This window comes from Salmonella sp. NW722, from assembly GCF_051702785.1.
Taxonomy (GTDB): Bacteria; Pseudomonadota; Gammaproteobacteria; order Enterobacterales; family Enterobacteriaceae; genus Salmonella; species Salmonella enterica.
On record NZ_JAMMIN010000002.1, the window covers coordinates 400,346 to 421,171 of the forward strand.

The 20,826-nt window shown below is 53.0% G+C and carries 18 protein-coding genes; 9 read left to right on the forward strand and 9 right to left on the reverse strand.

Annotated elements, in window-relative coordinates; translation table 11 throughout:
- Positions 1-3: 3 nt before the first annotated feature.
- Together NA330_RS06295 and NA330_RS06300 are read right to left on the reverse strand one after the other, a co-directional pair.
- Complete coding sequence (locus NA330_RS06295; protein ID WP_017441098.1) at positions 4-1,233, reverse strand: amino acid permease; 1,230 nt, start codon at positions 1,231-1,233, stop codon at positions 4-6.
- 141 nt (positions 1,234-1,374) lie between these two features.
- On the reverse strand, positions 1,375-1,830 hold the full coding sequence (locus tag NA330_RS06300) for a multidrug/biocide efflux PACE transporter (RefSeq protein ID WP_001519547.1): 456 nt from the start codon (positions 1,828-1,830) through the stop codon (positions 1,375-1,377).
- Positions 1,831-1,933: 103 nt separating this feature from the next.
- On the opposite strand from NA330_RS06300, the gene NA330_RS06305 reads away from it, so the two are divergent.
- From NA330_RS06305 to NA330_RS06330, 6 genes are all read left to right on the forward strand, one after another.
- Positions 1,934-2,797: a LysR family transcriptional regulator gene (locus tag NA330_RS06305; protein WP_001270773.1), complete on the forward strand. Its 864-nt coding sequence runs from the start codon at positions 1,934-1,936 to the stop codon at positions 2,795-2,797.
- Positions 2,798-2,919: 122 nt separating this feature from the next.
- Positions 2,920-4,098 carry an acetyl-CoA C-acetyltransferase gene (locus NA330_RS06310; RefSeq protein WP_000665984.1) on the forward strand — a complete coding sequence of 393 codons (1,179 nt, stop codon included), beginning with the start codon at positions 2,920-2,922 and terminating at the stop codon, positions 4,096-4,098.
- Between the two features lie 430 nt (positions 4,099-4,528).
- A complete protein-coding gene (gene kduI / locus NA330_RS06315) occupies positions 4,529-5,365 on the forward strand; it encodes a 5-dehydro-4-deoxy-D-glucuronate isomerase (protein ID WP_000383270.1) in 837 nt (278 codons plus the stop codon).
- Positions 5,366-5,421: 56 nt separating this feature from the next.
- Positions 5,422-6,183, forward strand: coding sequence for a 2-dehydro-3-deoxy-D-gluconate 5-dehydrogenase KduD (kduD, locus tag NA330_RS06320; protein WP_017441100.1), 762 nt, complete (start codon positions 5,422-5,424; stop codon positions 6,181-6,183).
- 353 nt (positions 6,184-6,536) lie between these two features.
- Positions 6,537-7,955, forward strand: coding sequence for an arabinose-proton symporter AraE (gene araE, locus NA330_RS06325; RefSeq protein ID WP_000253650.1), 1,419 nt, complete (start codon positions 6,537-6,539; stop codon positions 7,953-7,955).
- 112 nt (positions 7,956-8,067) lie between these two features.
- Positions 8,068-8,775: an aspartate/glutamate racemase gene (locus NA330_RS06330; RefSeq protein WP_000848629.1), complete on the forward strand. Its 708-nt coding sequence runs from the start codon at positions 8,068-8,070 to the stop codon at positions 8,773-8,775.
- Here the strand turns inward: NA330_RS06330 and NA330_RS06335 are convergent.
- Positions 8,747-9,682, reverse strand: coding sequence for a LysR family transcriptional regulator (locus NA330_RS06335; RefSeq protein ID WP_000741798.1), 936 nt, complete (start codon positions 9,680-9,682; stop codon positions 8,747-8,749). The two genes, NA330_RS06330 and NA330_RS06335, sit on opposite strands and share 29 nt — an antisense overlap.
- A 117-nt stretch (positions 9,683-9,799) precedes the next feature.
- Between NA330_RS06335 and lysA the strand changes: the two genes are divergently transcribed.
- Entirely contained in the window at positions 9,800-11,062 is a 1,263-nt protein-coding gene (gene lysA, locus NA330_RS06340; RefSeq protein ID WP_000056587.1) for a diaminopimelate decarboxylase, read from the forward strand.
- A gap of 9 nt (positions 11,063-11,071) precedes the next feature.
- Here the strand turns inward: lysA and NA330_RS06345 are convergent, their stop codons facing one another.
- Positions 11,072-12,094: a LacI family DNA-binding transcriptional regulator gene (locus tag NA330_RS06345; protein ID WP_000968355.1), complete on the reverse strand. Its 1,023-nt coding sequence runs from the start codon at positions 12,092-12,094 to the stop codon at positions 11,072-11,074.
- Positions 12,095-12,104: 10 nt separating this feature from the next.
- Positions 12,105-13,133, reverse strand: coding sequence for an HTH-type transcriptional regulator GalR (gene galR / locus NA330_RS06350; protein ID WP_000201030.1), 1,029 nt, complete (start codon positions 13,131-13,133; stop codon positions 12,105-12,107).
- 592 nt (positions 13,134-13,725) lie between these two features.
- On the opposite strand from galR, the gene aas reads away from it, so the two are divergent.
- Together aas and lplT are read left to right on the forward strand one after the other, a co-directional pair.
- Positions 13,726-15,885 carry a bifunctional acyl-ACP--phospholipid O-acyltransferase/long-chain-fatty-acid--ACP ligase gene (aas, locus tag NA330_RS06355; protein WP_001726903.1) on the forward strand — a complete coding sequence of 720 codons (2,160 nt, stop codon included), beginning with the start codon at positions 13,726-13,728 and terminating at the stop codon, positions 15,883-15,885.
- On the forward strand, positions 15,878-17,080 hold the full coding sequence (gene lplT / locus NA330_RS06360) for a lysophospholipid transporter LplT (RefSeq protein WP_000004686.1): 1,203 nt from the start codon (positions 15,878-15,880) through the stop codon (positions 17,078-17,080). Before aas ends, lplT begins: the two co-directional genes overlap by 8 nt.
- 86 nt (positions 17,081-17,166) lie before the next feature.
- On the opposite strand, the gene NA330_RS06365 is transcribed toward lplT, so the two are convergent.
- The 4 genes from NA330_RS06365 to mutH all read right to left on the reverse strand — a co-directional run bounded on the left by NA330_RS06365 (position 17,167) and on the right by mutH (position 20,376).
- A complete protein-coding gene (locus tag NA330_RS06365) occupies positions 17,167-18,207 on the reverse strand; it encodes an NADP(H)-dependent aldo-keto reductase (protein ID WP_000558960.1) in 1,041 nt (346 codons plus the stop codon).
- A 190-nt stretch (positions 18,208-18,397) separates the two neighbouring features.
- Positions 18,398-18,616: a YgdI/YgdR family lipoprotein gene (locus NA330_RS06370; RefSeq protein WP_000758662.1), complete on the reverse strand. Its 219-nt coding sequence runs from the start codon at positions 18,614-18,616 to the stop codon at positions 18,398-18,400.
- Positions 18,617-18,785: 169 nt separating this feature from the next.
- A complete protein-coding gene (locus NA330_RS06375; protein ID WP_000895635.1) occupies positions 18,786-19,499 on the reverse strand; it encodes a TerC family protein in 714 nt (237 codons plus the stop codon).
- Positions 19,500-19,680: 181 nt separating this feature from the next.
- Complete coding sequence (gene mutH, locus NA330_RS06380) at positions 19,681-20,376, reverse strand: DNA mismatch repair endonuclease MutH (RefSeq protein WP_001274930.1); 696 nt, start codon at positions 20,374-20,376, stop codon at positions 19,681-19,683.
- Positions 20,377-20,826 lie beyond the last annotated feature (450 nt).

Below are 20,826 nucleotides of genomic sequence, written 5' to 3' on the forward strand. Positions count from 1 at the left end.
ACTTTAGCCGAAAAACATCACCGATACGCAAAGTAAACCGACGACCAACGTAATGAAATTGCCTACTGAACGGTAGGGTTTCAATGCCGGTATCAGGTACGTTGACAACGTGGGCATAATAAACAGAATCATCGCAATGAGCGGGCCGCTAATAGCATAAATCATAGAGATGGCATTCGGGTTAATACAGCAAATAATAAACGTAATCCCGGAGACCAGCATGATAGACAGCGCGCGATTGAACGCCCGGCTTTTTTTCACGCCAACCTGCTGTAGGGTGGTTCTTACCATTTCGGTTGCGCCCTCGATGACGCCGAAATAGGTGCCGAGGAAAGATTTCGACATGGCCACGACGGCAACGATAATACCGGAAATAGAGAGCCAGGCCGGCGCATTGGGCATCATCGAGAGCGCGGAAAGGATGGTAACGCCTTCGTTGCGCGCGTCTTCAATGTATGACGGCGGAATGGAGAGCAGGCAGCTAAAGACAAAGAATAGCACGCTCAGGCAGATAATCAGGTAGGCGACCTTCATGATCTTTCTGCATTTATCCATGGCCTGCTCACCAAAATTTTCCCGTCTGTCGATGGCAAACGTCGAAATAATGGGCGTATGGCTAAAAGCAAAAACCATCACCGGAATAGAAATCCATACCTGGTGCAACGTGTGACTATCCAAAGACATCTGCCCGGTCAGTAACGAGGGTTGCCAGCTTCCGGTTAAGTAGAGCGAAAGGAACAAGAAGTAAGCGATAAGTGGAAAGACTAAAAAGCCCATTACGCGAAGAGTGGCATGTCTTCCCATTAAGAAAATCATATTCAGGATAAGTACTACGCCGAAGCTAACTGCCATCCGGATGCGAATATCTATCTGAATATGCTTCGCTAATTGCTCTGTCAGGGAATTGGTAATCGCCACAGCATAAATTAATACCACGACAAAAAACGCAATGAAATAAAGCGTGGTAATAATACTGCCGATTTTCTTGCCGTAATAATGAGTAACGGCGCCAGTAATTCCCTCACCGGCAGAAGTCTTTGAGGAAAGAATAAACTGACACAGCGCCTTATGCGGCCAGTATGTCAGAGGCCAGGCGACCAGCGCGGTAATAAATAGCACGATTGCGCCTGCCGATCCCAACTGGATGGGAAGGAAAAGAGTGCCTGCGCCTACAGCCGTTCCGTATAATGCAAAACTCCAGAGAGTCTCATCTTTTGACCAAATTTTAGACATTATTTGAATTTATCAACTATAAAACACACAAAAAGAAGCGCAATTTACCATAAATAGCGTCAGTTGGGGGCGTTTTAAGCAGATGGATGTCGTGGAGGAGGGGGGCCGGGAGCGTTGCGATCCCGGCAAAAAAGAGCAATATCATGCACTAACGCGCTGTTGGCGGCGGGTCACTATTCGCTGGCGTAAAACATCGTATGCCCAGTTGTACAGCATCGTGTACGGCAAAAAGAACAGGAAGAAACCAATTTCCAGGGTGAAGGCTTGTAGCAGGCTGACATTCAGTACCCAGGCGACAATACTCACGCCAATGACAATAAACCCACTTTCAAATCCTAACGCATGGAGTGCGCGCACTTTGGCGGTTCGTCTCACCTGATGCGCAGGCCACAGTCGATCAAACAGAGCGTTATAAATGATATTCCAGATCATGGCCGTCGTTGCCAGCAATATCGTCAGGCCGCCCATCTCCAGCACCGAGCGCTGCATTAGCCAGGCGGTCGTTGGCGCCAGTATCGCAGTCGCAATACCTTCAAAACAGACAGCATGGAAAATACGCTCCGGCAGCGAGCGACGTTGTATGGCGTCATGTTGCATAAACGAAAAAACCTTACTCTTAATCAAAATAAAGAAATTTCCGCTATTTTATCGTTTAATGTGATACCTAAAAGATAACATCCATCGATAAAGTAGATAGGTTATGCGTTACTCACCTGAAGCGTTAATGGCATTTGTTGAGACCGTCTCTTGCGGTTCATTTTCTGCGGCGGCGCGCCGCCTGCGTAAAAGCCAGTCCACCATTAGTACCGCCATTGCGCATCTGGAGGCGGATCTGGGATTTTCATTATTTGATCGATCTTCGCGCCAGCCCGTTCTGACCGAAGAAGGAAAACGGGTGCTTAGCTATGTTCAGGCTATTTTATCGGCGAGCGACCGTCTGGATGAGGTGGCGCTGACGTTATCCGGCGAGACGGAGGCAAGACTCACGTTCGTCCTCTCTGATACCCTGCACCCTGACAGCCTGGAAGAGTTAATGGCGCAGTTTGATCGTCAATTTCCGCATACCGAGTTTGAATGCTTGATCGGAGAAAATGATGATGTCATCGACCTGCTGCAAAAAGGGCGTGCCCAGATAGGCCTGATTGAAGCGCGTGATGACTATCCCACAGACATTGGCGCGACGCGTCTGCCTGTTCAAAGCTGGATGGGGGTTTATGTGGCGACCACGCATCCGTTGGCGTCGCAGACGAACCTGCAATGGGAACAACTGCATACCTGGCGCGAGCTGCGTCTGAATACCTACCTTGAATCTAACGCCAACATTACGCGCGGCCCGGCCTGGTCAGCGCCAAACTATTTATTACTGTTGAGCATGGCGGTTCAGGGATTTGGCTGGTGCGTATTGCCCTGCGCGCTGGTGGAAGAGTTTGCGGCGGAAAAACCGCTGGCGCAGCTGGATGTTCCTGGCTGGCCGAGGGCGATTGCTATTGATTTGCTGTGGAACAAGAAGACGCCGCCCGGAACGGCGGGGAACTGGCTTCGCTACCATTTGCAGCAGAAATAAGCTGCGTCACCGTCAAATCAGTGTCATTTCCTTTGTGATAAAACTCACTTTTTTTAAACAATCAAGATAACTAATTTTAACAATGCTCTACTATGGCGGTGTCATTTTGCGCTGAGGTGGTAATGAAAGAGGTTGTGATAGTGGGGGCTTTACGGACACCCATCGGCTGTTTTCAGGGAACGCTGGCCCGTCATTCCGCCGTCGAGCTGGGGAGTATGGTCGTAAAAGCGTTAATTGAGCGCACCGGCGTGGACGCTAATGCTATCGATGAGGTCATCCTCGGTCAGGTACTGACGGCTGGCGCCGGGCAGAATCCGGCGCGCCAGTCAGCCATCAAAGGAGGGCTGCCGACTACCGTTTCCGCCATTACCATTAATGACGTTTGTGGTTCCGGTTTAAAAGCGTTGCACCTGGCGACGCAGGCTATTCAGTGCGGCGAAGCGGACATTGTTATTGCGGGCGGGCAGGAGAATATGAGCCGTGCGCCGCATGTCCTCAATGACAGCCGTACCGGCGCGTTGCCTGATGCCGACAATCTGGTGGATAGTCTGGTACATGATGGCTTATGGGATGCCTTCAACGATTATCACATTGGCGTGACGGCAGAAAACCTGGCGCGGGAATATGGCATCAGCCGCGAGTTACAGGATGCTTATGCGCTCAGTTCGCAGCAAAAAGCCAGGGCCGCGATTGATACCGGGCGTTTTAAAGATGAGATTGTCCCCATCGTCACGCAACGTAATGGGCAGACCGCAATTGTCGATACGGATGAACAACCGCGGGCTGACGCCAGTGCGGAGGGGTTAGCCCTGCTGCATCCGGCGTTTGATAGTTTAGGTTCGGTGACGGCGGGTAATGCCTCCTCAATCAACGATGGCGCCGCCGCGGTGATGATGATGAGCGAGACGAAAGCCCGGGCGCTGGGGCTGCCGGTGCTGGCGCGCATCCGCGCGTTTGCCAGCGTCGGCGTCGATCCTGCGCTAATGGGGATTGCGCCGGTATATGCTACCCGGCGCTGTCTGGAGCGTGCCGGCTGGCAATTGACGGAGGTCGACCTTATCGAAGCCAACGAAGCGTTTGCCGCCCAGGCGTTGTCGGTAGGAAAAATGCTGGAATGGGATGAGCGACGGGTAAACGTTAATGGCGGCGCGATTGCGCTGGGGCATCCTATTGGCGCTTCCGGCTGTCGAATTCTGGTTTCACTGGTGCACGAAATGGTTAAACGCGACGCGCGTAAAGGCCTGGCGACGCTGTGTATCGGTGGTGGCCAGGGCGTTGCTTTAACCATTGAACGCGATTGATCCTGCGCCAGCCATCCTTTTTCTGCTTCAGTATTCCGTCATAAAAAGCCCTCTATCACGAGGGCAAAGCCAGTGACAGAACCCCCTTTTTCGTTATAGCACAGAACGTTTTGCCGCGTCGGGCATTGCAGACGCATACCGCTTTTAATTCAATTCGCACATCAGACCTCGTTCTAAAACAAGCTCCAATTTTTATCTGAGTAACCGCATACAGCACCTGGCGCACATGTCTGAAAATCAGACAAGTGCGTAAGTTTTGGCGCCGATCGTGATCGCTACAGCAGTTTTAAAAATAACCAACCATATAAATGAAACGTTGTTTTATTTATTGTTGAAAACCTTTATCCAGGCGACTATGATGCCGTTAAATAAATCAAAACAGTGTTTTGAATTTTATGCCGTTGCGATCGATTTATCATTGGAGGGAAAAGTGGACGTAAGGCAAAGTATCCATAGCGAGCACGCTAAAACGCTGGACACCCAGGCGCTGCGACGCGAGTTTTTAATAGAAAATATTTTTGTCGCTGATGAATATACGATGGTCTACAGCCATATCGACCGTATTATTGTCGGCGGCATTATGCCCGTCAGCCATCCCGTTGAAATCGGCGGAGAGGTGGGTAAACAGCTTGGCGTTTCCCGGTTACTGGACCGCCGCGAGCTGGGCGTCATTAATATTGGCGGCGCGGGCGCCATTATCGTTGACGGGCAGCGCCATGACATTGGTCATCGTGATGCTCTGTATATTGGTAAAGGGGCGAAAGAGCTGGTCTTCGTCAGCAATGAGGCGAGCAGACCGGCGAAGTTTTATTACAACTGCGCGCCAGCGCATACCGCTTATCCGACGAAAAAAGTGTCGCCTGCCGACGTTGCGCCCGTCACCTTAGGCGATAACCTCACCAGTAACCGTCGCACTATCAATAAATACTTCGTACCGGATGTACTGGAAACCTGTCAGCTCAGTATGGGACTCACCGAACTGGCGCCCGGCAATCTATGGAACACCATGCCATGCCATACCCATGAGCGCCGTATGGAAGTGTACCTCTATTTCAATATGGAAGAAGACAGTTGCGTTTTCCATATGATGGGGCAGCCTCAGGAAACCCGTCATATTGTGATGCGTAATGAACAGGCGGTTATTTCCCCAAGCTGGTCAATACATTCCGGCGTTGGCACCAAAGCCTATACGTTTATTTGGGGCATGGTGGGAGAAAATCAGGTCTTCGATGACATGGATCACGTTGCGGTACAAGATCTGCGCTAGTCGCGACCGGTGATAACGCCTGTGCGTGACAGGCATGACAAAAATAAGGATTAACAATGATTTTGAATGCATTTTCTCTTGAAGGTAAAGTCGCGGTTGTGACGGGGTGCGATACCGGATTGGGGCAGGGGATGGCGTTAGGGCTGGCGGAAGCGGGCTGTGACATTGTCGGTATTAACATTGTTGAACCGACGGAAACTATTGCGCGCGTCACCGCTCTGGGACGTCGTTTTTTAAGCCTGACAGCCGATCTGCGTCAAATCGAGGGCATTCCGGCGCTACTGGAACGGGCGGTGACGGAATACGGTCATATTGATATTCTGGTGAATAACGCGGGTTTGATCCGTCGTGAAGATGCGATTGATTTCACGGAAAAAGACTGGGATGACGTTATGAACCTGAACATCAAGAGCGTGTTCTTTATGTCTCAGGCGGCGGCAAAACATTTTATTGCCCAGGGCAACGGCGGCAAAATTATTAATATCGCGTCTATGCTTTCCTTCCAGGGCGGCATTCGCGTTCCGTCTTATACCGCGTCGAAAAGCGGCGTAATGGGAATAACGCGTCTGATGGCGAACGAGTGGGCGAAACACAATATCAATGTAAACGCCATCGCGCCGGGCTATATGTCCACGAATAATACCCAGCAATTGCGCGCTGATGCACAACGTAGCGCCGAAATTCTCGACCGTATTCCGGCTGGACGTTGGGGGCTACCGGGCGATTTAATGGGGCCGGTAGTCTTCTTGGCATCCAGCGCCGCTGATTATATTAATGGCTATACCATAGCGGTAGATGGCGGTTGGCTGGCGCGTTAATCCGCTACTGACAAATGCGTTTCTGGAAAAATCGACTCTTTGGCCGAAAAAACTGATAAAGCCCTGTCCTCGTACAGGGTTTTTTTATGATCTCATTAGCATAGTCCATATTGTGGGTTTAACTTAATCCATATACTGTTAAATAATAGCTATGATCAATGGTTTAACTTATTGAAATATTGGTGGTTTAAAAAAATACCCGGCAACGGCGTTAAATTTAAAAAGTGTAATATCCATCACATATCGCTATAGCGTAGCCATTTAATCCATATTTATGCCGTTTCCAGCCTGACACTTGAGGAAGAGTATCCCGTACTTTCAGGCTATGTCTTACTCTGTTGTGGCAGGAAAATATGGTCTCTATTAATCATGACTCTGCTTTAACGCCGCGTTCGCTTCGCGACACACGACGTATGAATATGTTTGTTTCGGTTTCTGCAGCGGTAGCGGGACTGTTATTTGGTCTGGATATCGGCGTTATCGCCGGGGCGCTGCCTTTTATTACCGACCATTTCGTGCTGACCAGCCGGCTGCAGGAATGGGTCGTCAGCAGTATGATGCTTGGCGCGGCAATTGGCGCATTATTTAACGGCTGGCTTTCATTCCGGCTGGGGCGTAAGTATAGCCTGATGGCTGGCGCGATTTTGTTCGTGCTCGGCTCGCTGGGGTCGGCGTTTGCTTCCAGCGTGGAGGTATTGATTGGCGCCCGCGTGATACTGGGCGTAGCAGTAGGGATTGCGTCCTATACCGCGCCGCTTTATCTCTCTGAAATGGCAAGTGAAAATGTTCGCGGCAAAATGATCAGTATGTATCAACTGATGGTGACGTTAGGCATTGTGCTGGCTTTTTTATCCGATACGGCATTCAGCTACAGCGGCAACTGGCGCGCGATGTTGGGCGTGCTGGCGCTGCCTGCGGTGTTGCTCATTATTCTCGTGGTATTCCTGCCGAATAGTCCGCGTTGGCTCGCGCAAAAAGGTCGCCATATTGAAGCGGAAGAGGTGCTGCGTATGCTGCGCGATACCTCGGAAAAAGCCCGTGATGAACTGAATGAAATTCGGGAAAGCCTCAAACTCAAGCAGGGCGGGTGGGCATTATTTAAAGCTAACCGCAATGTTCGCCGCGCCGTGTTCCTCGGTATGTTGCTACAGGCAATGCAGCAGTTCACCGGCATGAACATCATTATGTACTATGCGCCGCGCATTTTTAAAATGGCCGGCTTTACCACCACGGAACAGCAAATGATCGCCACGCTGGTGGTCGGGCTGACCTTTATGTTCGCGACGTTTATCGCCGTCTTTACGGTCGATAAGGCCGGGCGTAAACCGGCGTTAAAAATCGGTTTCAGCGTAATGGCGTTAGGGACATTGGTGTTGGGCTACTGCCTGATGCAGTTTGATAACGGTACGGCATCAAGCGGCCTCTCCTGGCTTTCCGTTGGGATGACGATGATGTGTATCGCCGGTTACGCGATGAGCGCCGCTCCGGTGGTGTGGATACTGTGTTCGGAAATCCAGCCGCTGAAATGCCGTGATTTTGGCATTACCTGTTCAACCACGACAAACTGGGTATCGAACATGATCATCGGCGCGACATTCCTGACACTGTTGGACAGCATTGGCGCGGCAGGTACATTCTGGCTCTACACCGCGCTGAATATCGCTTTTATCGGCATCACTTTCTGGCTGATTCCGGAAACCAAAAATGTCACCCTGGAGCATATCGAACGCAAGCTAATGGCGGGCGAGAAGCTAAGAAATATTGGCGTGTAATCCCCCCTCCCATGCCGGATGACGCCTGTTATCCGGCATGATGAAAAATAGACTGGAAACGGATGTGTAAGTTTGCTTCACTGCCATAATGCTTTACAAAAAGGAGAGCGCAGTGAAAACGATCGGACTGTTGGGTGGTATGAGCTGGGAATCGACTATCCCTTATTACCGTTTAATCAATGAAGGCATTAAACAGCAGCTGGGAGGCCTGCACTCGGCGAGCTTACTGCTGCATAGCGTAGATTTCCACGATATTGAAGTATGTCAACGCCGCGGCGAGTGGGATAAAGCGGGCGATATCCTGGCGCAGGCCGCGCAGGGGTTACAGCAGGCGGGCGCAGAAGGCATTGTGCTGTGTACCAACACCATGCATAAAATCGCGCACATTATTGAATCTCGTTGTTCGCTGCCTTTCCTACACATCGCGGATGCTACCGGGCGAGCTATCGCCCGTCAGGGGTTGCATCGCGTGGCGCTATTAGGGACCCGCTATACGATGGAGCAGGATTTTTATCGCGGGCGGCTGGAACAGCAATTTGCGATTGAGACCATCGTGCCGGAGGCGGACGATCGGGCGCGTATCAATCAGGTCATTTTTGACGAGCTCTGTCAGGGGACATTCACTGACGCGTCGCGCCACTATTATTTACAGGTTATCGAACAACTGGCTGCGCAAGGCGCGCAGGGCGTTATTTTTGGCTGCACTGAAATAGGTTTGCTTGTTCCCCAGACGCAAAGCGCGCTACCGGTTTTCGATACCACGGCAATTCATGCCGCAGATGCCGTGAGCTTTATGCTTTCGTCATCGGCCCCAGAATAACCTCCAGCGGTTCGACCAGGCGCGAAAGATGCGTTTGTAAATGCTTACTGAAGGCGTCAACCAGCGCGGAGGCGGGGCGGTGTAGCGGGCGAATCAGGCTGACGGTAAAGGGCACGTCAATGCTGAAGCGGCGAACGGTGACGCCGCTGGCGGCATAGTCCAGCGCGGTCAGCGGGTTAACGATCGAAACGCCCGCCCCGGCGCGCACCATCGCGCAGACGGAGGCCGCGCTATGCGTTTCCACCACCATTCTGCGTTTCACCTGATGTTCGGCAAATAACGTATCCAACAACTGTCGATAGCTGTCCAGGCGGGAGAGGCTGATAAAGTTTTCCCCCTGAAAATCGTCTGGCGTCAGTACCGTTTTGGCGGCAAGCGGATGGTCGCAGGGCAGTACGCACACTTCATTTAGCGTTAGTAACTCGGTACGGGTTGTTCCTGCCGGGGCATGAAGCGTCTCCGTCAGCCCTAAATCGTGGCGCTGAGCGGAGAGCCACTCTTCCAGCAACGGCGACTCCTGCGGCACAATATTCAGGCTGACATCCGGATAACGCGCCAGAAAAGGCGGTAGTAGCGGCGGCAAAAAGGATTGTGAAAAGACCGGCAGGCAGGCGATAGAGAGTTCGCCCTGACGGAACTCGCGCAGACTTTCCGCCGCGCTGACGATGCGATCCAACCCATACCAGGAGCGTTGTACCTCTTCGAACAGGCGTAGCCCTTGCACCGTCGGATGTAAGCGCCCGCGTGTGCGCTCAAACAGCGTTAATCCCAGCACTTTCTCAAAACGCGCCAGCTCGCGACTGACGGTAGGCTGCGAGGTATGCAGCAGCCGCGCCGCTTCGGTGAGATTTCCGGCGGTCATTACGGCATGAAAAATTTCAATGTGACGTAAATTAACGGCAGCCATACGTTTCCCTGAATCATTTATCCCATATCATTTTTGCATAGACTGACAATAAAACGATATTTTTTATTCTTTCTAAGGTATGGCGTAATCGTTAAAAAGCCTGTTCCGGAGTTTGTTATGTCATTGCCGCATTATCACGCTGAAACTGACCTTAACGCTGAAAATTTGCTCAGATTGCCTGCTGAATTCGGCTGTCCGGTCTGGGTCTATGACGCGCACATTATTCGCCGTCAGATAGCCGCCCTGCAGCAGTTTGACGTCGTGCGTTTTGCGCAAAAAGCCTGTTCGAACATTCATATCCTGCGCTTAATGCGCGCGCAGGGTGTCAAGGTGGATTCTGTTTCATTGGGAGAGATCGAACGTGCGCTGGCGGCGGGCTACGATCCGCAAACGTGCCCTGATGATATCGTTTTTACCGCCGATGTGATTGACGCCGCCACGCTGGCGCGCGTCAGTGAACTGCATATTCCGGTCAATGCCGGTTCGGTAGATATGCTGACGCAGCTTGGTCAGGTTTCGCCTGGGCATCGCGTCTGGTTGCGCGTGAATCCTGGCTTTGGTCACGGCCACAGCCAGAAAACCAACACCGGGGGCGAAAACAGCAAACACGGCATCTGGCATAGCGATCTTCCGGCGGCGCTGGCGGTAATGCAGAAATACCGACTGAAACTTGTCGGTATCCATATGCACATTGGTTCCGGCGTCGATTATGGCCATCTGGAGCAGGTTTGCGGCGCGATGGTACGCCAGGTGCTGGAATGTGGTCAGGATGTGGAGGCGATTTCGGCAGGCGGCGGACTCTCGATACCTTATCGTGAGGGAGAAGAGCCCGTTGATACGCGCCATTACTATGGCCTGTGGAACGCGGCGCGCGAGCAAATCGCCCGCCATCTGGGACATGCGGTCAAACTTGAGATCGAACCCGGACGTTTTCTGGTGGCGCAATCGGGCGTGCTGGTAACGCAGGTGCGTAGCGTAAAACAGATGGGAAGCCGCCATTTCGTGCTGGTAGATGCGGGTTTTAACGATCTGATGCGCCCGGCGATGTACGGTAGCTATCACCGTATTTCGGCGCTGGCGGCGGATGGTCGCGCGCTTGAAAATGGCCCGTGGGTCGAGACGGTGGTCGCCGGGCCGCTATGCGAATCAGGCGATGTTTTTACGCAGCAGGAAGGGGGAATGGTTGAAACACGCGCCTTACCTGCGGTCATCCCCGGCGATTACCTCGTATTGCACGATACCGGCGCGTACGGCGCGTCTATGTCATCGAATTACAACAGCCGCCCGCTCCTGCCGGAAGTACTGTTTGACAATGGACAGGCGCGGCTGATCCGCCGTCGTCAGACCATTGAGGAGCTGTTAGCGCTGGAGATGCTCTGAAGCGCATCATTAGGCCGGACGTTGAAAAAACGGGCCCGCGGCGACGGACTCGCGCAGAATCAGCGTGCCGGTAAAGGGTGGGATCGGGGCGACCGGCTCGCTGTTCGCCAGACGAACGGCCTGATCGATCGCGGTGGCTATCATATCCTCGATGGGTAAATAGACTGTTGAAAGCCCCGGTTCAAGCCAGGTTGCGCCCGGCGCATCGTCAAAACCAAACAGCGACACATCCTGCGGGATGCGTAATCCGGCCTGGCGCAGCGCTTTTGCCGCGCCCAGCGCCGTGTCATCATTACAGGCGAATAGCGCGCTAAACGTGACGCCTTCCTCCAGTAATTCCCGGCAGGCGTCATAGCCGCGCGTCAGCGTGTAATCGCCGTATTTCACTTTTGCCGGTTGCCAGGGAATACCATACTTTTCCAGCGCCTTGCGATAACCCGCTACGCGTGATGTGCCAGTGGGAGTATGAACAGGCAGCGTAATACAGGCGATATCGCGATGGCCCTGCGTAATCAGATATTCCACCGCCTGGAATGCCGCCGTCTCCTGCTCGAAGAAAATAGCGCGATCGCGGGCCTGAGTGACGTTGCGATTAATAATCACCAGCGGCATTTCCGTGGCGTCAATCAACGACAAAATCGCCGGCTCATCCATATAGCGAGTGTAAAGAATAATAGCGTCGCACTGTCTGTCGGCCAACATTTGTACGGCTTTCTGCTCTCGTTCCGGCGTATCGTGACCATCGGTGACGATCAACTGCTTGTTATGAGACTCCGCCTGGCGCGACGCCCGGCGCAACAAACTGCCGAAATAGAAGCCGTCAAACGTAGAGACGACCAGACCGATGCTGTTGCTGGTGCGATTCGCCAGCGAGCGTGCCAGCAGGTTGGGGCGATAGCCCAGAGCCTGCATCGCCGTAAACACTTTCTGGCGCGTGCTTTCTTTTACCTGCCCCGTCCCATTCAGCACTCGTGAGACGGTGGCCTTTGATACGCCCGCATGGCGGGAAACATCCAGCATTGTCGCCATCATGCTACCCTGATTAATCGGTTGTCGACAGGTGCCCGGTATCCGTCGGCGTGGATACCGAATGTCGGCGTACCAGTGTCGGACTAAATACATGGGTCACTTCCGGCGTAGGGCATTTCCCTGCCAGCGCTAATGCCAGCTCCGCCGCCTGTGTCGCCATAGTGACGATCGGATACCGAATGGTGGTCAGTCGGGGACGCACATAGCGTGAGACCAGTACATCATCAAAACCGATGAGCGATACTTCGCCCGGCACCCCCACGCCATTATCATTTAATACTCCCATCGCGCCAGCCGCCATCGAGTCGTTATAGCAGGCCACTGCGGTAAAATTTCTGCCGCGACCTAATAACTCAGTCATCGCCTGCTCGCCGCCGCTTTCATCCGGTTCGCCGAACGTCACCAGCCGATCGTTAGCCGGGATATGGCTTTCCGCCAGCGCATCGTAATAGCCCCTCAGGCGATCTTCGGCATCAGAGATAGTGTGATTGGAACAGATATACCCAATACGCGTATGACCTTGCTGGATCAGATGCCGGGTCGCCAGCCATGCCCCGTAACGGTCATCCAGCGCGACACAGCGGTGTTCTAACCCCGGTAAAATGCGGTTAATCAGCACCATGCCGGGGATTTGCTTCATTAATGAGGCCAGGTCCGCATCCGGAATCATTTTGGCGTGCACCACTAACGCTGCGCAACGATGACGAATCAACTGTTCAATAGCCTGACGCTCTTTTTGTTCGTTATGATACCCGTTGCCAATCAGTAAAAAATTGCCGGTGTGATACGCCACCTGTTCAACGGCTTTCACCATCGCGCCGAAAAAAGGATCGGAAACGTCGCCGACCACCAGACCGAGGGTTTCCGTTGCCTGCTGTGCCAGCGCGCGCGCGTTGGCGTTAGGGTGATAGCTCAGGGACTCCATTGCGCTGGTCACCGCCAGCCGGGACGCTTCGCTGGCTTTTGGCGAATCGTTAATAACGCGAGAAACGGTGGCGACTGAAACACCGGCCAGTCGGGCTACATCTTTTATGGTCGCCATGATAATACCTATAGTGGGTAAACGCTTACATTACGCCAGTTTTACGGAAAATGAACGTCTGTTCAAGCCTCTTGCCCCGCCGTGTCGGGCAAATGTGACCTGCACGGGAGAAATGCGTCTGTAAAGTGACAATACAAATCTTTCGTTACAGTTTGCGAAGCGCTGTTGCGATTGTCTGCTGGCAGGCCAGCGAGTCAGGTTGATAGAGTGGTGATCCCAGAGGTATTGATAGGTGGAATCAACGTCATTGTTGATCACACGAATTACACCAACCTGCGTAGAGATGCGCAGGTTTTTTTTTGTTTCGCCTGAACCTGTAACAGTAACGGATAATTTACACAACTCGTTGCATTTCCGTTTATTCCTTTGCGTTTTCGGACTGGCGATGCAGACGCGCGAAGCCCACAATCAAGATCCCAGAGGTATTGATTGGTGAGATTATTCGGTACGCTCTTCGTACCTGTCTCTTGCACCAACCTGCGCGGATGCGCAGGTTTTTTTTCGAACCTATTTTGCTATCGCTCCTGTTACGCAACTCGTGTAATCTGCCACAATTCATGTTTTAGCGAATTGTCGGCCAAAGGGAGTTGAAATGCTGTTTGGATTTTTCCGTAACCTGTTTCGCGTGCTTTATCGTGTGCGCGTCACTGGCGATGTCCGGGCGCTACAGGGGAACCGGGTCTTAATTACCCCCAATCACGTTTCATTTATCGATGGTATGCTACTGGCGCTGTTTTTGCCGGTACGGCCTGTCTTTGCGGTATATACCTCCATCAGCCAGCAATGGTATATGCGCTGGTTAACGCCGCTGATCGATTTTGTACCGCTCGATCCCACTAAACCCATGTCCATTAAACACCTGGTACGTCTGGTGGAGCAGGGGCGTCCAGTGGTGATTTTCCCGGAAGGGCGGATTTCCGTGACCGGCTCGCTGATGAAAATTTATGACGGCGCAGGCTTTGTGGCGGCAAAATCGGGCGCAACCGTCATTCCGCTCCGTATTGACGGCGCGGAGCTTACCCCTTTCAGTCGCCTGAAAGGTCTGGTTAAACGGCGCTTATTCCCCCGCATTCAGCTTCATATTTTACCGCCGACGCAAATACCGATGCCGGAAGCGCCGCGCGCGCGCGACAGACGTAAGATAGCGGGTGAGATGCTGCACCAGATCATGATGGAAGCGCGTATGGCGGTGCGCCCGCGCGAGACGTTATACGAATCGTTGCTGGCGGCGCAATATCGTTACGGCGCGGGTAAAAACTGTATTGAGGACATTAACTTTACGCCGGATACGTATCGTAAGTTACTGACCAAGACGCTTTTTGTTGGCCGAATTCTGGAAAAGTACAGCGTTGAGGGCGAGAAAATCGGTTTAATGCTGCCGAATGCCGCCATCAGCGCGGCGGTGATTTTCGGCGCGGTTTCTCGTCGCCGCATTCCGGCCATGATGAACTACACGGCGGGGGTAAAAGGGCTGACCAGCGCGATTACCGCGGCGGAAATTAAAACGATTTTTACCTCCCGCCAGTTCCTCGATAAAGGTAAATTGTGGCACCTGCCGGAGCAGCTAACGCAAGTTCGCTGGGTTTACCTGGAAGATTTAAAAGCGGACGTCACACCCGCCGACAAGCTGTGGATTTTTGCCCACCTCCTGGCGCCGCGACTGGCGCAGGTAAAACAGCAGCCGGAAGACGAGGCGATTATTCTTTTTACTTCCGGCTCGGAAGGGCACCCGAAAGGGGTGGTGCACAGCCATAAAAGCATTCTGGCGAACGTCGAGCAGATAAAAACGATTGCGGATTTCACCGCCAATGACCGTTTTATGTCGGCGCTGCCGCTCTTTCACTCGTTCGGTTTGACGGTGGGCCTGTTTACGCCGTTGTTGACCGGCGCGGAAGTGTTTCTTTATCCAAGTCCGCTGCACTACCGCATTGTGCCGGAACTGGTCTATGACCGTAACTGTACCGTGCTGTTTGGTACGTCAACCTTCCTCGGCAACTATGCGCGCTTTGCCAATCCGTATGATTTTTATCGCCTGCGCTATGTGGTGGCCGGTGCGGAAAAACTTCAGGAGAGCACCAAACAACTGTGGCAGGATAAATTCGGTCTGCGCATTCTTGAAGGCTACGGGGTAACGGAATGCGCGCCAGTAGTCTCGATTAACGTGCCGATGGCGGCTAAGCCGGGCACTGTTGGCCGCATTCTGCCTGGCATGGACGCGCGTCTGCTGGCGGTGCCCGGTATTGAAAACGGCGGTCGGCTACAGCTGAAAGGGCCGAATATCATGAATGGCTATCTGCGCGTGGAAAAACCGGGCGTGCTGGAGGTGCCGTCGGCGGAAAACGCCAGAGGCGAAACTGAGCGCGGCTGGTACGACACGGGCGATATTGTACGCTTCGATGAAAATGGTTTTGTGCAGATTCAGGGGCGCGCGAAACGCTTTGCGAAAATTGCTGGCGAAATGGTCTCGCTGGAGATGGTCGAGCAACTGGCGCTTGGCGTTTCGGCGGACAAAATGCACGCTACCGCCATTAAAAGCGATGCCAGCAAAGGTGAAGCGCTGGTACTGTTTACGACTGACAGCGAACTCACCCGAGAAAAGTTACAGCACTATGCCCGTGAACACGGTATTCCGGAACTTGCCGTCCCGCGTGATATCCGTTATCTGAAACAGCTTCCCTTGCTTGGCAGCGGGAAACCCGATTTTGTGACGCTGAAAAGTTGGGTGGATGCGCCGGAACAACATCATGAGTGAGTCAGTACGTACTAACACCTCCATCTGGTCGAAAGGGATGCTGTCGGTTATTGTCGCGCAGTTTCTCTCGGCTTTTGGCGATAATGCGCTGCTGTTTGCGACGCTGGCACTGCTGAAAGCTCAGTTTTATCCGGACTGGAGCCAGCCTGTTTTGCAAATGGTGTTTGTGGGCGCTTACATTCTTTTTGCGCCGTTTGTCGGCCAGATAGCGGACAGCTTTGCCAAAGGCCGGGTGATGATGGTCGCCAATGGTCTTAAACTGGCGGGAGCGGCAGGTATCTGCCTCGGCGTGAATCCTTTTGTCGGTTATACGTTGGTCGGGATTGGCGCGGCGGCTTATTCTCCGGCGAAATACGGTATTCTGGGCGAACTGACGACGGGCGATAAGTTGGTGAAAGCCAATGGTCTGATGGAAGCCTCTACGATCGCGGCGATTTTGCTCGGTTCCGTTGCGGGCGGCGTATTGGCCGACTGGCATGTCATCGCCGCGCTGGTTGCCTGCGCGTTGGCCTACGCTGGCGCAGTGGCGGCGAACCTGTTTATCCCGAAGCTTGTGGCGGCGCGTCCAGGACAATCCTGGCGGTTGTCGGCGATGACGCGTAGCTTCTTCAGCGCTTGCGTTGTCCTTTGGCGTAACGGTGAAACGCGTTTTTCGCTGGTGGGGACCGGGCTATTCTGGGGCGCAGGCGTGACGCTGCGTTTTCTGCTGGTGCTGTGGGTGCCGGTGGCGCTGGGTATTACGGATAACGCCACGCCGACTTACCTGAACGCCATGGTGGCGGTAGGCATTGTGGTCGGCGCGGGCGCGGCGGCAAAACTGGTGACGCTGGAGACCGTATCGCGCTGTATGCCCGCTGGGATTTTGATTGGCGTTGTGGTTGCGATCTTCTCATTACAGCACGCATTGCTGCCTGCTTATGCCTTGTTGCTGTTGATAGGTATGCTGGGCGGCTTTTTTGTGGTGCCGCTCAACGCTTTGCTCCAGGAGCGCGGTAAGAAGAGCGTTGGCGCCGGGAATGCCATTGCCGTACAAAATCTGGGCGAGAATAGCGCCATGCTATTAATGCTGGGACTGTACTCGCTGGCGGTGCTGGTTGGCGTTCCGGCAGTGGCGATAGGTATCGGCTTTGGCGTGCTGTTCGCGCTGGCGATTGCGGCGCTGTGGATCTGGCAGCGCCGGCAGGCATCATACTGAGTGAATATGCCGGGCGGCGAGCGCGCGTTATCCGGCTTACATTGTCTCTGTAAGCCCGGAAGCGTAGCGCCACCGGGCACTGACCATCACGGCGCCGGATAGGTATAAACCTGATGCGCCGCCTCAATCTCCGCCAGAACCTCTTCGCTTAACGTCAGATGCAGACTTTCCACATTCGTCTTGAGCTGCGCCATCGTGGTTGCGCCCAGTAACGTACTGGCGACAAACGGCTGGCGGCGAACAAAGGCCAGCGCCATCTGCGCCGGATCAAGATTGTGACGCTTCGCGATATCGACGTAGGCGGCAACGGCTTTTTGCGCCTGTTCGCCGCTGTAACGTGTGAAGCGGCTGAACAGGGTATTCCGCGCGCCTGCGGGTTTGGCCCCGTTCAGGTATTTACCGGTTAATGTGCCAAACGCCAGACAGGAATAGGCGAGCAATTCAACACCTTCATACTGGCTGACTTCCGCCAGTCCGACCTCGTAGCTGCGGTTTAACAGGCTATAGGGGTTCTGGATCGTGACAATACGCGGCAGGTCATGTTTTTCCGCCAGATGCAGATAGCGCATAACGCCAAACGCTGTCTCATTTGAAACGCCAATATAACGAATCTTACCCGCTCGCTGAAACTCACTTAGCGCGTCTAACGTCTCCAGTAGACTTACTACTGGCGTGGAGTCCGTCCAGTTATAGCCGAGTTTACCGAAGCAGTTAGTGGGGCGCTGCGGCCAGTGCACCTGATACAAATCCAGATAGTCGGTCTGCAACCGGGTCAAACTGTCGTGTAGCGCTTCGCGAATATTTTTACGATCCAGCGCCTGATGAGGCCGGATGCCTTGATCATTATTACGTGCCGGTCCGCTGACTTTGCTGGCGATGATCAGTTTTTCACGGTTGCCGCGTTTGGCGAGCCAGTTACCGATATAGGATTCCGTCAGCCCTTGTGTTTCCGGGCGCGGCGGTACCGGATACATCTCGGCGGCGTCGATAAGGTTAATGCCATTTGCGATGGCATAGTCGAGCTGTGCGTGAGCGTCGGCTTCGCTGTTTTGTTCACCAAATGTCATTGTGCCCAGCCCTAGCGTACTTACTTCGAGCGAGCTGTGGGGTATACGGTGATAGTGCATAGCCGTTTCCTTTTTATTATGAAGTCAGAAATTCCCGACAAAGGACAATAAAAATGGCAGAGGGAAGGCAAAAGGGAAAGTAAAATTGCAGGCTGCGCGGCGTAATTGTTACCGGGCGTGGTCGCCACGCACCGTTACGGGACGCAGCCTGAAGGCTTGCAGAACGCTGACCTCGATCACAGGCCACCGCTTAACGTTCGATAATTTGAGACACTTCGTCACGGTTGATTTGCATCTCGTTTCCCTGCGCATCGGTATAGCTGACCAGACCGGTATCATCGTCAACTTGCGGTTTTCCATCGGTCAGGATCATACGACCATCTTTCGTCGCCATTACATAATCGCTGCTGCATCCGGATACCGCAAAAGCCAACCCTACTGCGGAAATTACAACTGCCCACTTTTTCATCCGTTTGTCCTCACATAGCCTGCATCTGATAATAGTCTGTTAATCATATGTCTGATAATAGTCTAGTAATAACGCGCAGCTCTGCATGTCGGAAGCAGCAAAATCTTAATCTGTGAGAAGAAAGGAAATAAAGTGAGTATTCGCTCCCCGGCGGGGGAGCGAGACAGGATTACAGCGGATTCTTTTTATTACGCAACAGGTTCAGGCTCTCTACTGCGATAGAGAAGAACATGGCGAAATAGATATACCCTTTCGGAACGTGAACGTCGAAACTTTCCAGAATCAGGGTAAAGCCAACCAGGATCAGAAAGGAGAGCGCCAGCATTTTTACCGACGGATGGCGATCGACAAACTCGCCGATGGGCCGTGCCGCAAACATCATGACGCCCACGGCAATAACGACTGCCGCCATCATAATAAACAGATGATCGGATAGGCCAACCGCTGTGATAACTGAATCAAGGCTGAAAATAATATCCAGCAGCATAATCTGTACTATTGCGCCCAGGAAAGAAGAAACCCGGGTTTTTAACCCTTCTTCTTCGCCTTCGATGGACTCATGGATCTCCTTGCTGGCTTTCCAGATTAAAAATAACCCACCCAGTAGAAGAATGAGATCGCGGGCGGAAATCGCTTCGCCGAAAAGCTCAAACAGCGGATTAGTCAGCCGAGTGACCCAGGCGATTGACGCCAGCAGCGCCAGGCGCATAACCATCGCCGCCGCCAACCCAAGCCGCCGTGCGTGGTTCCGTTGCGCCGTAGGAAGTTTTGCTACCACCAGAGAAAGAAAAATAATGTTGTCGATCCCAAGTACAATCTCCAGCAGCGTCAGCGTACCGAGCGCCAGCCAGGCATTAGGATCGGTTATCCATGCAAATAACATCGAACAAAGTCCTGCCAAAAAAAGAAGCGGTAATTATAGGCCCGTCGAGTGACGGGCGAAAGCCCAGGCTGAATTTGCGCAACCTGGAACGGTGTAAAATAGCGGCGACAATACGCTTACGTTTATCCGGCATCGGCCCGATGCGTAGCCATAGCGGAGGCGCATTTGCGTGTAATGGACGTTACGGATTCTGCAATAAAAAATGGCGAGCCAGCAGCGCCTGCGTAAAATTTTTTTTCAGATAAAATCCACGCGGTAGCGTCAAAATAGGTTCCCCGCGCGCGCCGATAGCCTCGGTGAGCGCCCTGGCATTGGCGGCTTTGGGTCGCAGTTGCAAGACTTCGCCATGACGGGCGGTAATGCGTTCCACCTGGCCCAGCACTATCATGTCCATCAGCTCTTCCCAGTCGAGGCGTAGCTGCCTGTCCTCTTCTTCACTCGGACTCCAGAGTAGCGGCGAACCTACGCGGCGTTCGGCTAACGGTATGCTGCGATCGCCTTCGACCGGCACCCATAGCACGCGCTTCAATTTATGCCGTACGTGACTTGTCTCCCAGGTCACGCCGCTGTTACCGGTTAACGGCGCCACGCAAACAAAGGTTGTTTCCAGAGGACGACCCAGACTATCCACCGGGATGGTTTTCAGTTCTACGCCTAACGCGGCGAAATCCTGCTCCGGCTTGCTCCCGGCGCTGGCGCCGAGCCAGATCTCCAACAAGACGCCGATCCAGCCTTTGTCTCGCTTCAAATCTTTAGGCGTGGTAATGCCGGCCATCGCCGCCAGCTCGCCTAACGTATAGCCGGAAAGCTGCCGCGCCTGGGCTAACAGCAATGCTTCCGAAGCAGGCGGAGTCAGTAGCGGACAAAGAGCGGACATGACAATTACCTTAGGTTAAAAAATGAGCAGTGATTTTATACCGTATGGGCAGAGTTTATCTTTTTCTGTGTCTTATATTCAATAGACTGATTTTTATTGCCTTTTTTGTGTTGTTTCTTCGTGTTGCGCAACACTGAAGCGGGTTTTCCAATTCTGGTCACTGACAATAAACAGGATCTTACACTATGTTATCCACAGAAAGTTGGGATAACTGTGTAAAACCACCACTACTGTTTCCATTTACAGCCTTGACGTGCGACGAAAATCGAAAATTCAGACAAATAGTGCGTAAGTTATTGGCACAATCTGTGGATAAAACCGACGCTGGTTGATCTTTCATCAGCATAAGGATCTTAGATGTGATACTGGTCACGCTTTATGAAGGTGGCATGTAAGATTTGTCTATAACACAATGAATATAAGGCACTATTTTTACTGTTTTCAGCATGA

Bases quoted from the DNA above. Each gene is read 5' to 3' on its own strand.
- NA330_RS06335 (WP_000741798.1), bottom strand. From the start codon at position 9,682: ATGGCTGCCGTTAATTTACGTCACATTGAAATTTTTCATGCCGTAATG.
- aas (WP_001726903.1), top strand. From the start codon at position 13,726: ATGCTGTTTGGATTTTTCCGTAACCTGTTTCGCGTGCTTTATCGTGTG.
- NA330_RS06370 (WP_000758662.1), bottom strand. From the start codon at position 18,616: ATGAAAAAGTGGGCAGTTGTAATTTCCGCAGTAGGGTTGGCTTTTGCG.
- NA330_RS06375 (WP_000895635.1), bottom strand. From the start codon at position 19,499: ATGTTATTTGCATGGATAACCGATCCTAATGCCTGGCTGGCGCTCGGT.
- NA330_RS06305 (WP_001270773.1), top strand. From the start codon at position 1,934: ATGCGTTACTCACCTGAAGCGTTAATGGCATTTGTTGAGACCGTCTCT.
- NA330_RS06310 (WP_000665984.1), top strand. From the start codon at position 2,920: ATGAAAGAGGTTGTGATAGTGGGGGCTTTACGGACACCCATCGGCTGT.
- NA330_RS06365 (WP_000558960.1), bottom strand. From the start codon at position 18,207: ATGCACTATCACCGTATACCCCACAGCTCGCTCGAAGTAAGTACGCTA.
- lplT (WP_000004686.1), top strand. From the start codon at position 15,878: ATGAGTGAGTCAGTACGTACTAACACCTCCATCTGGTCGAAAGGGATG.
- mutH (WP_001274930.1), bottom strand. From the start codon at position 20,376: ATGTCCGCTCTTTGTCCGCTACTGACTCCGCCTGCTTCGGAAGCATTG.
- araE (WP_000253650.1), top strand. From the start codon at position 6,537: ATGGTCTCTATTAATCATGACTCTGCTTTAACGCCGCGTTCGCTTCGC.
- NA330_RS06300 (WP_001519547.1), bottom strand. From the start codon at position 1,830: ATGCAACATGACGCCATACAACGTCGCTCGCTGCCGGAGCGTATTTTC.
- kduD (WP_017441100.1), top strand. From the start codon at position 5,422: ATGATTTTGAATGCATTTTCTCTTGAAGGTAAAGTCGCGGTTGTGACG.
- lysA (WP_000056587.1), top strand. From the start codon at position 9,800: ATGTCATTGCCGCATTATCACGCTGAAACTGACCTTAACGCTGAAAAT.
- galR (WP_000201030.1), bottom strand. From the start codon at position 13,133: ATGGCGACCATAAAAGATGTAGCCCGACTGGCCGGTGTTTCAGTCGCC.
- NA330_RS06345 (WP_000968355.1), bottom strand. From the start codon at position 12,094: ATGATGGCGACAATGCTGGATGTTTCCCGCCATGCGGGCGTATCAAAG.
- NA330_RS06295 (WP_017441098.1), bottom strand. From the start codon at position 1,233: ATGTCTAAAATTTGGTCAAAAGATGAGACTCTCTGGAGTTTTGCATTA.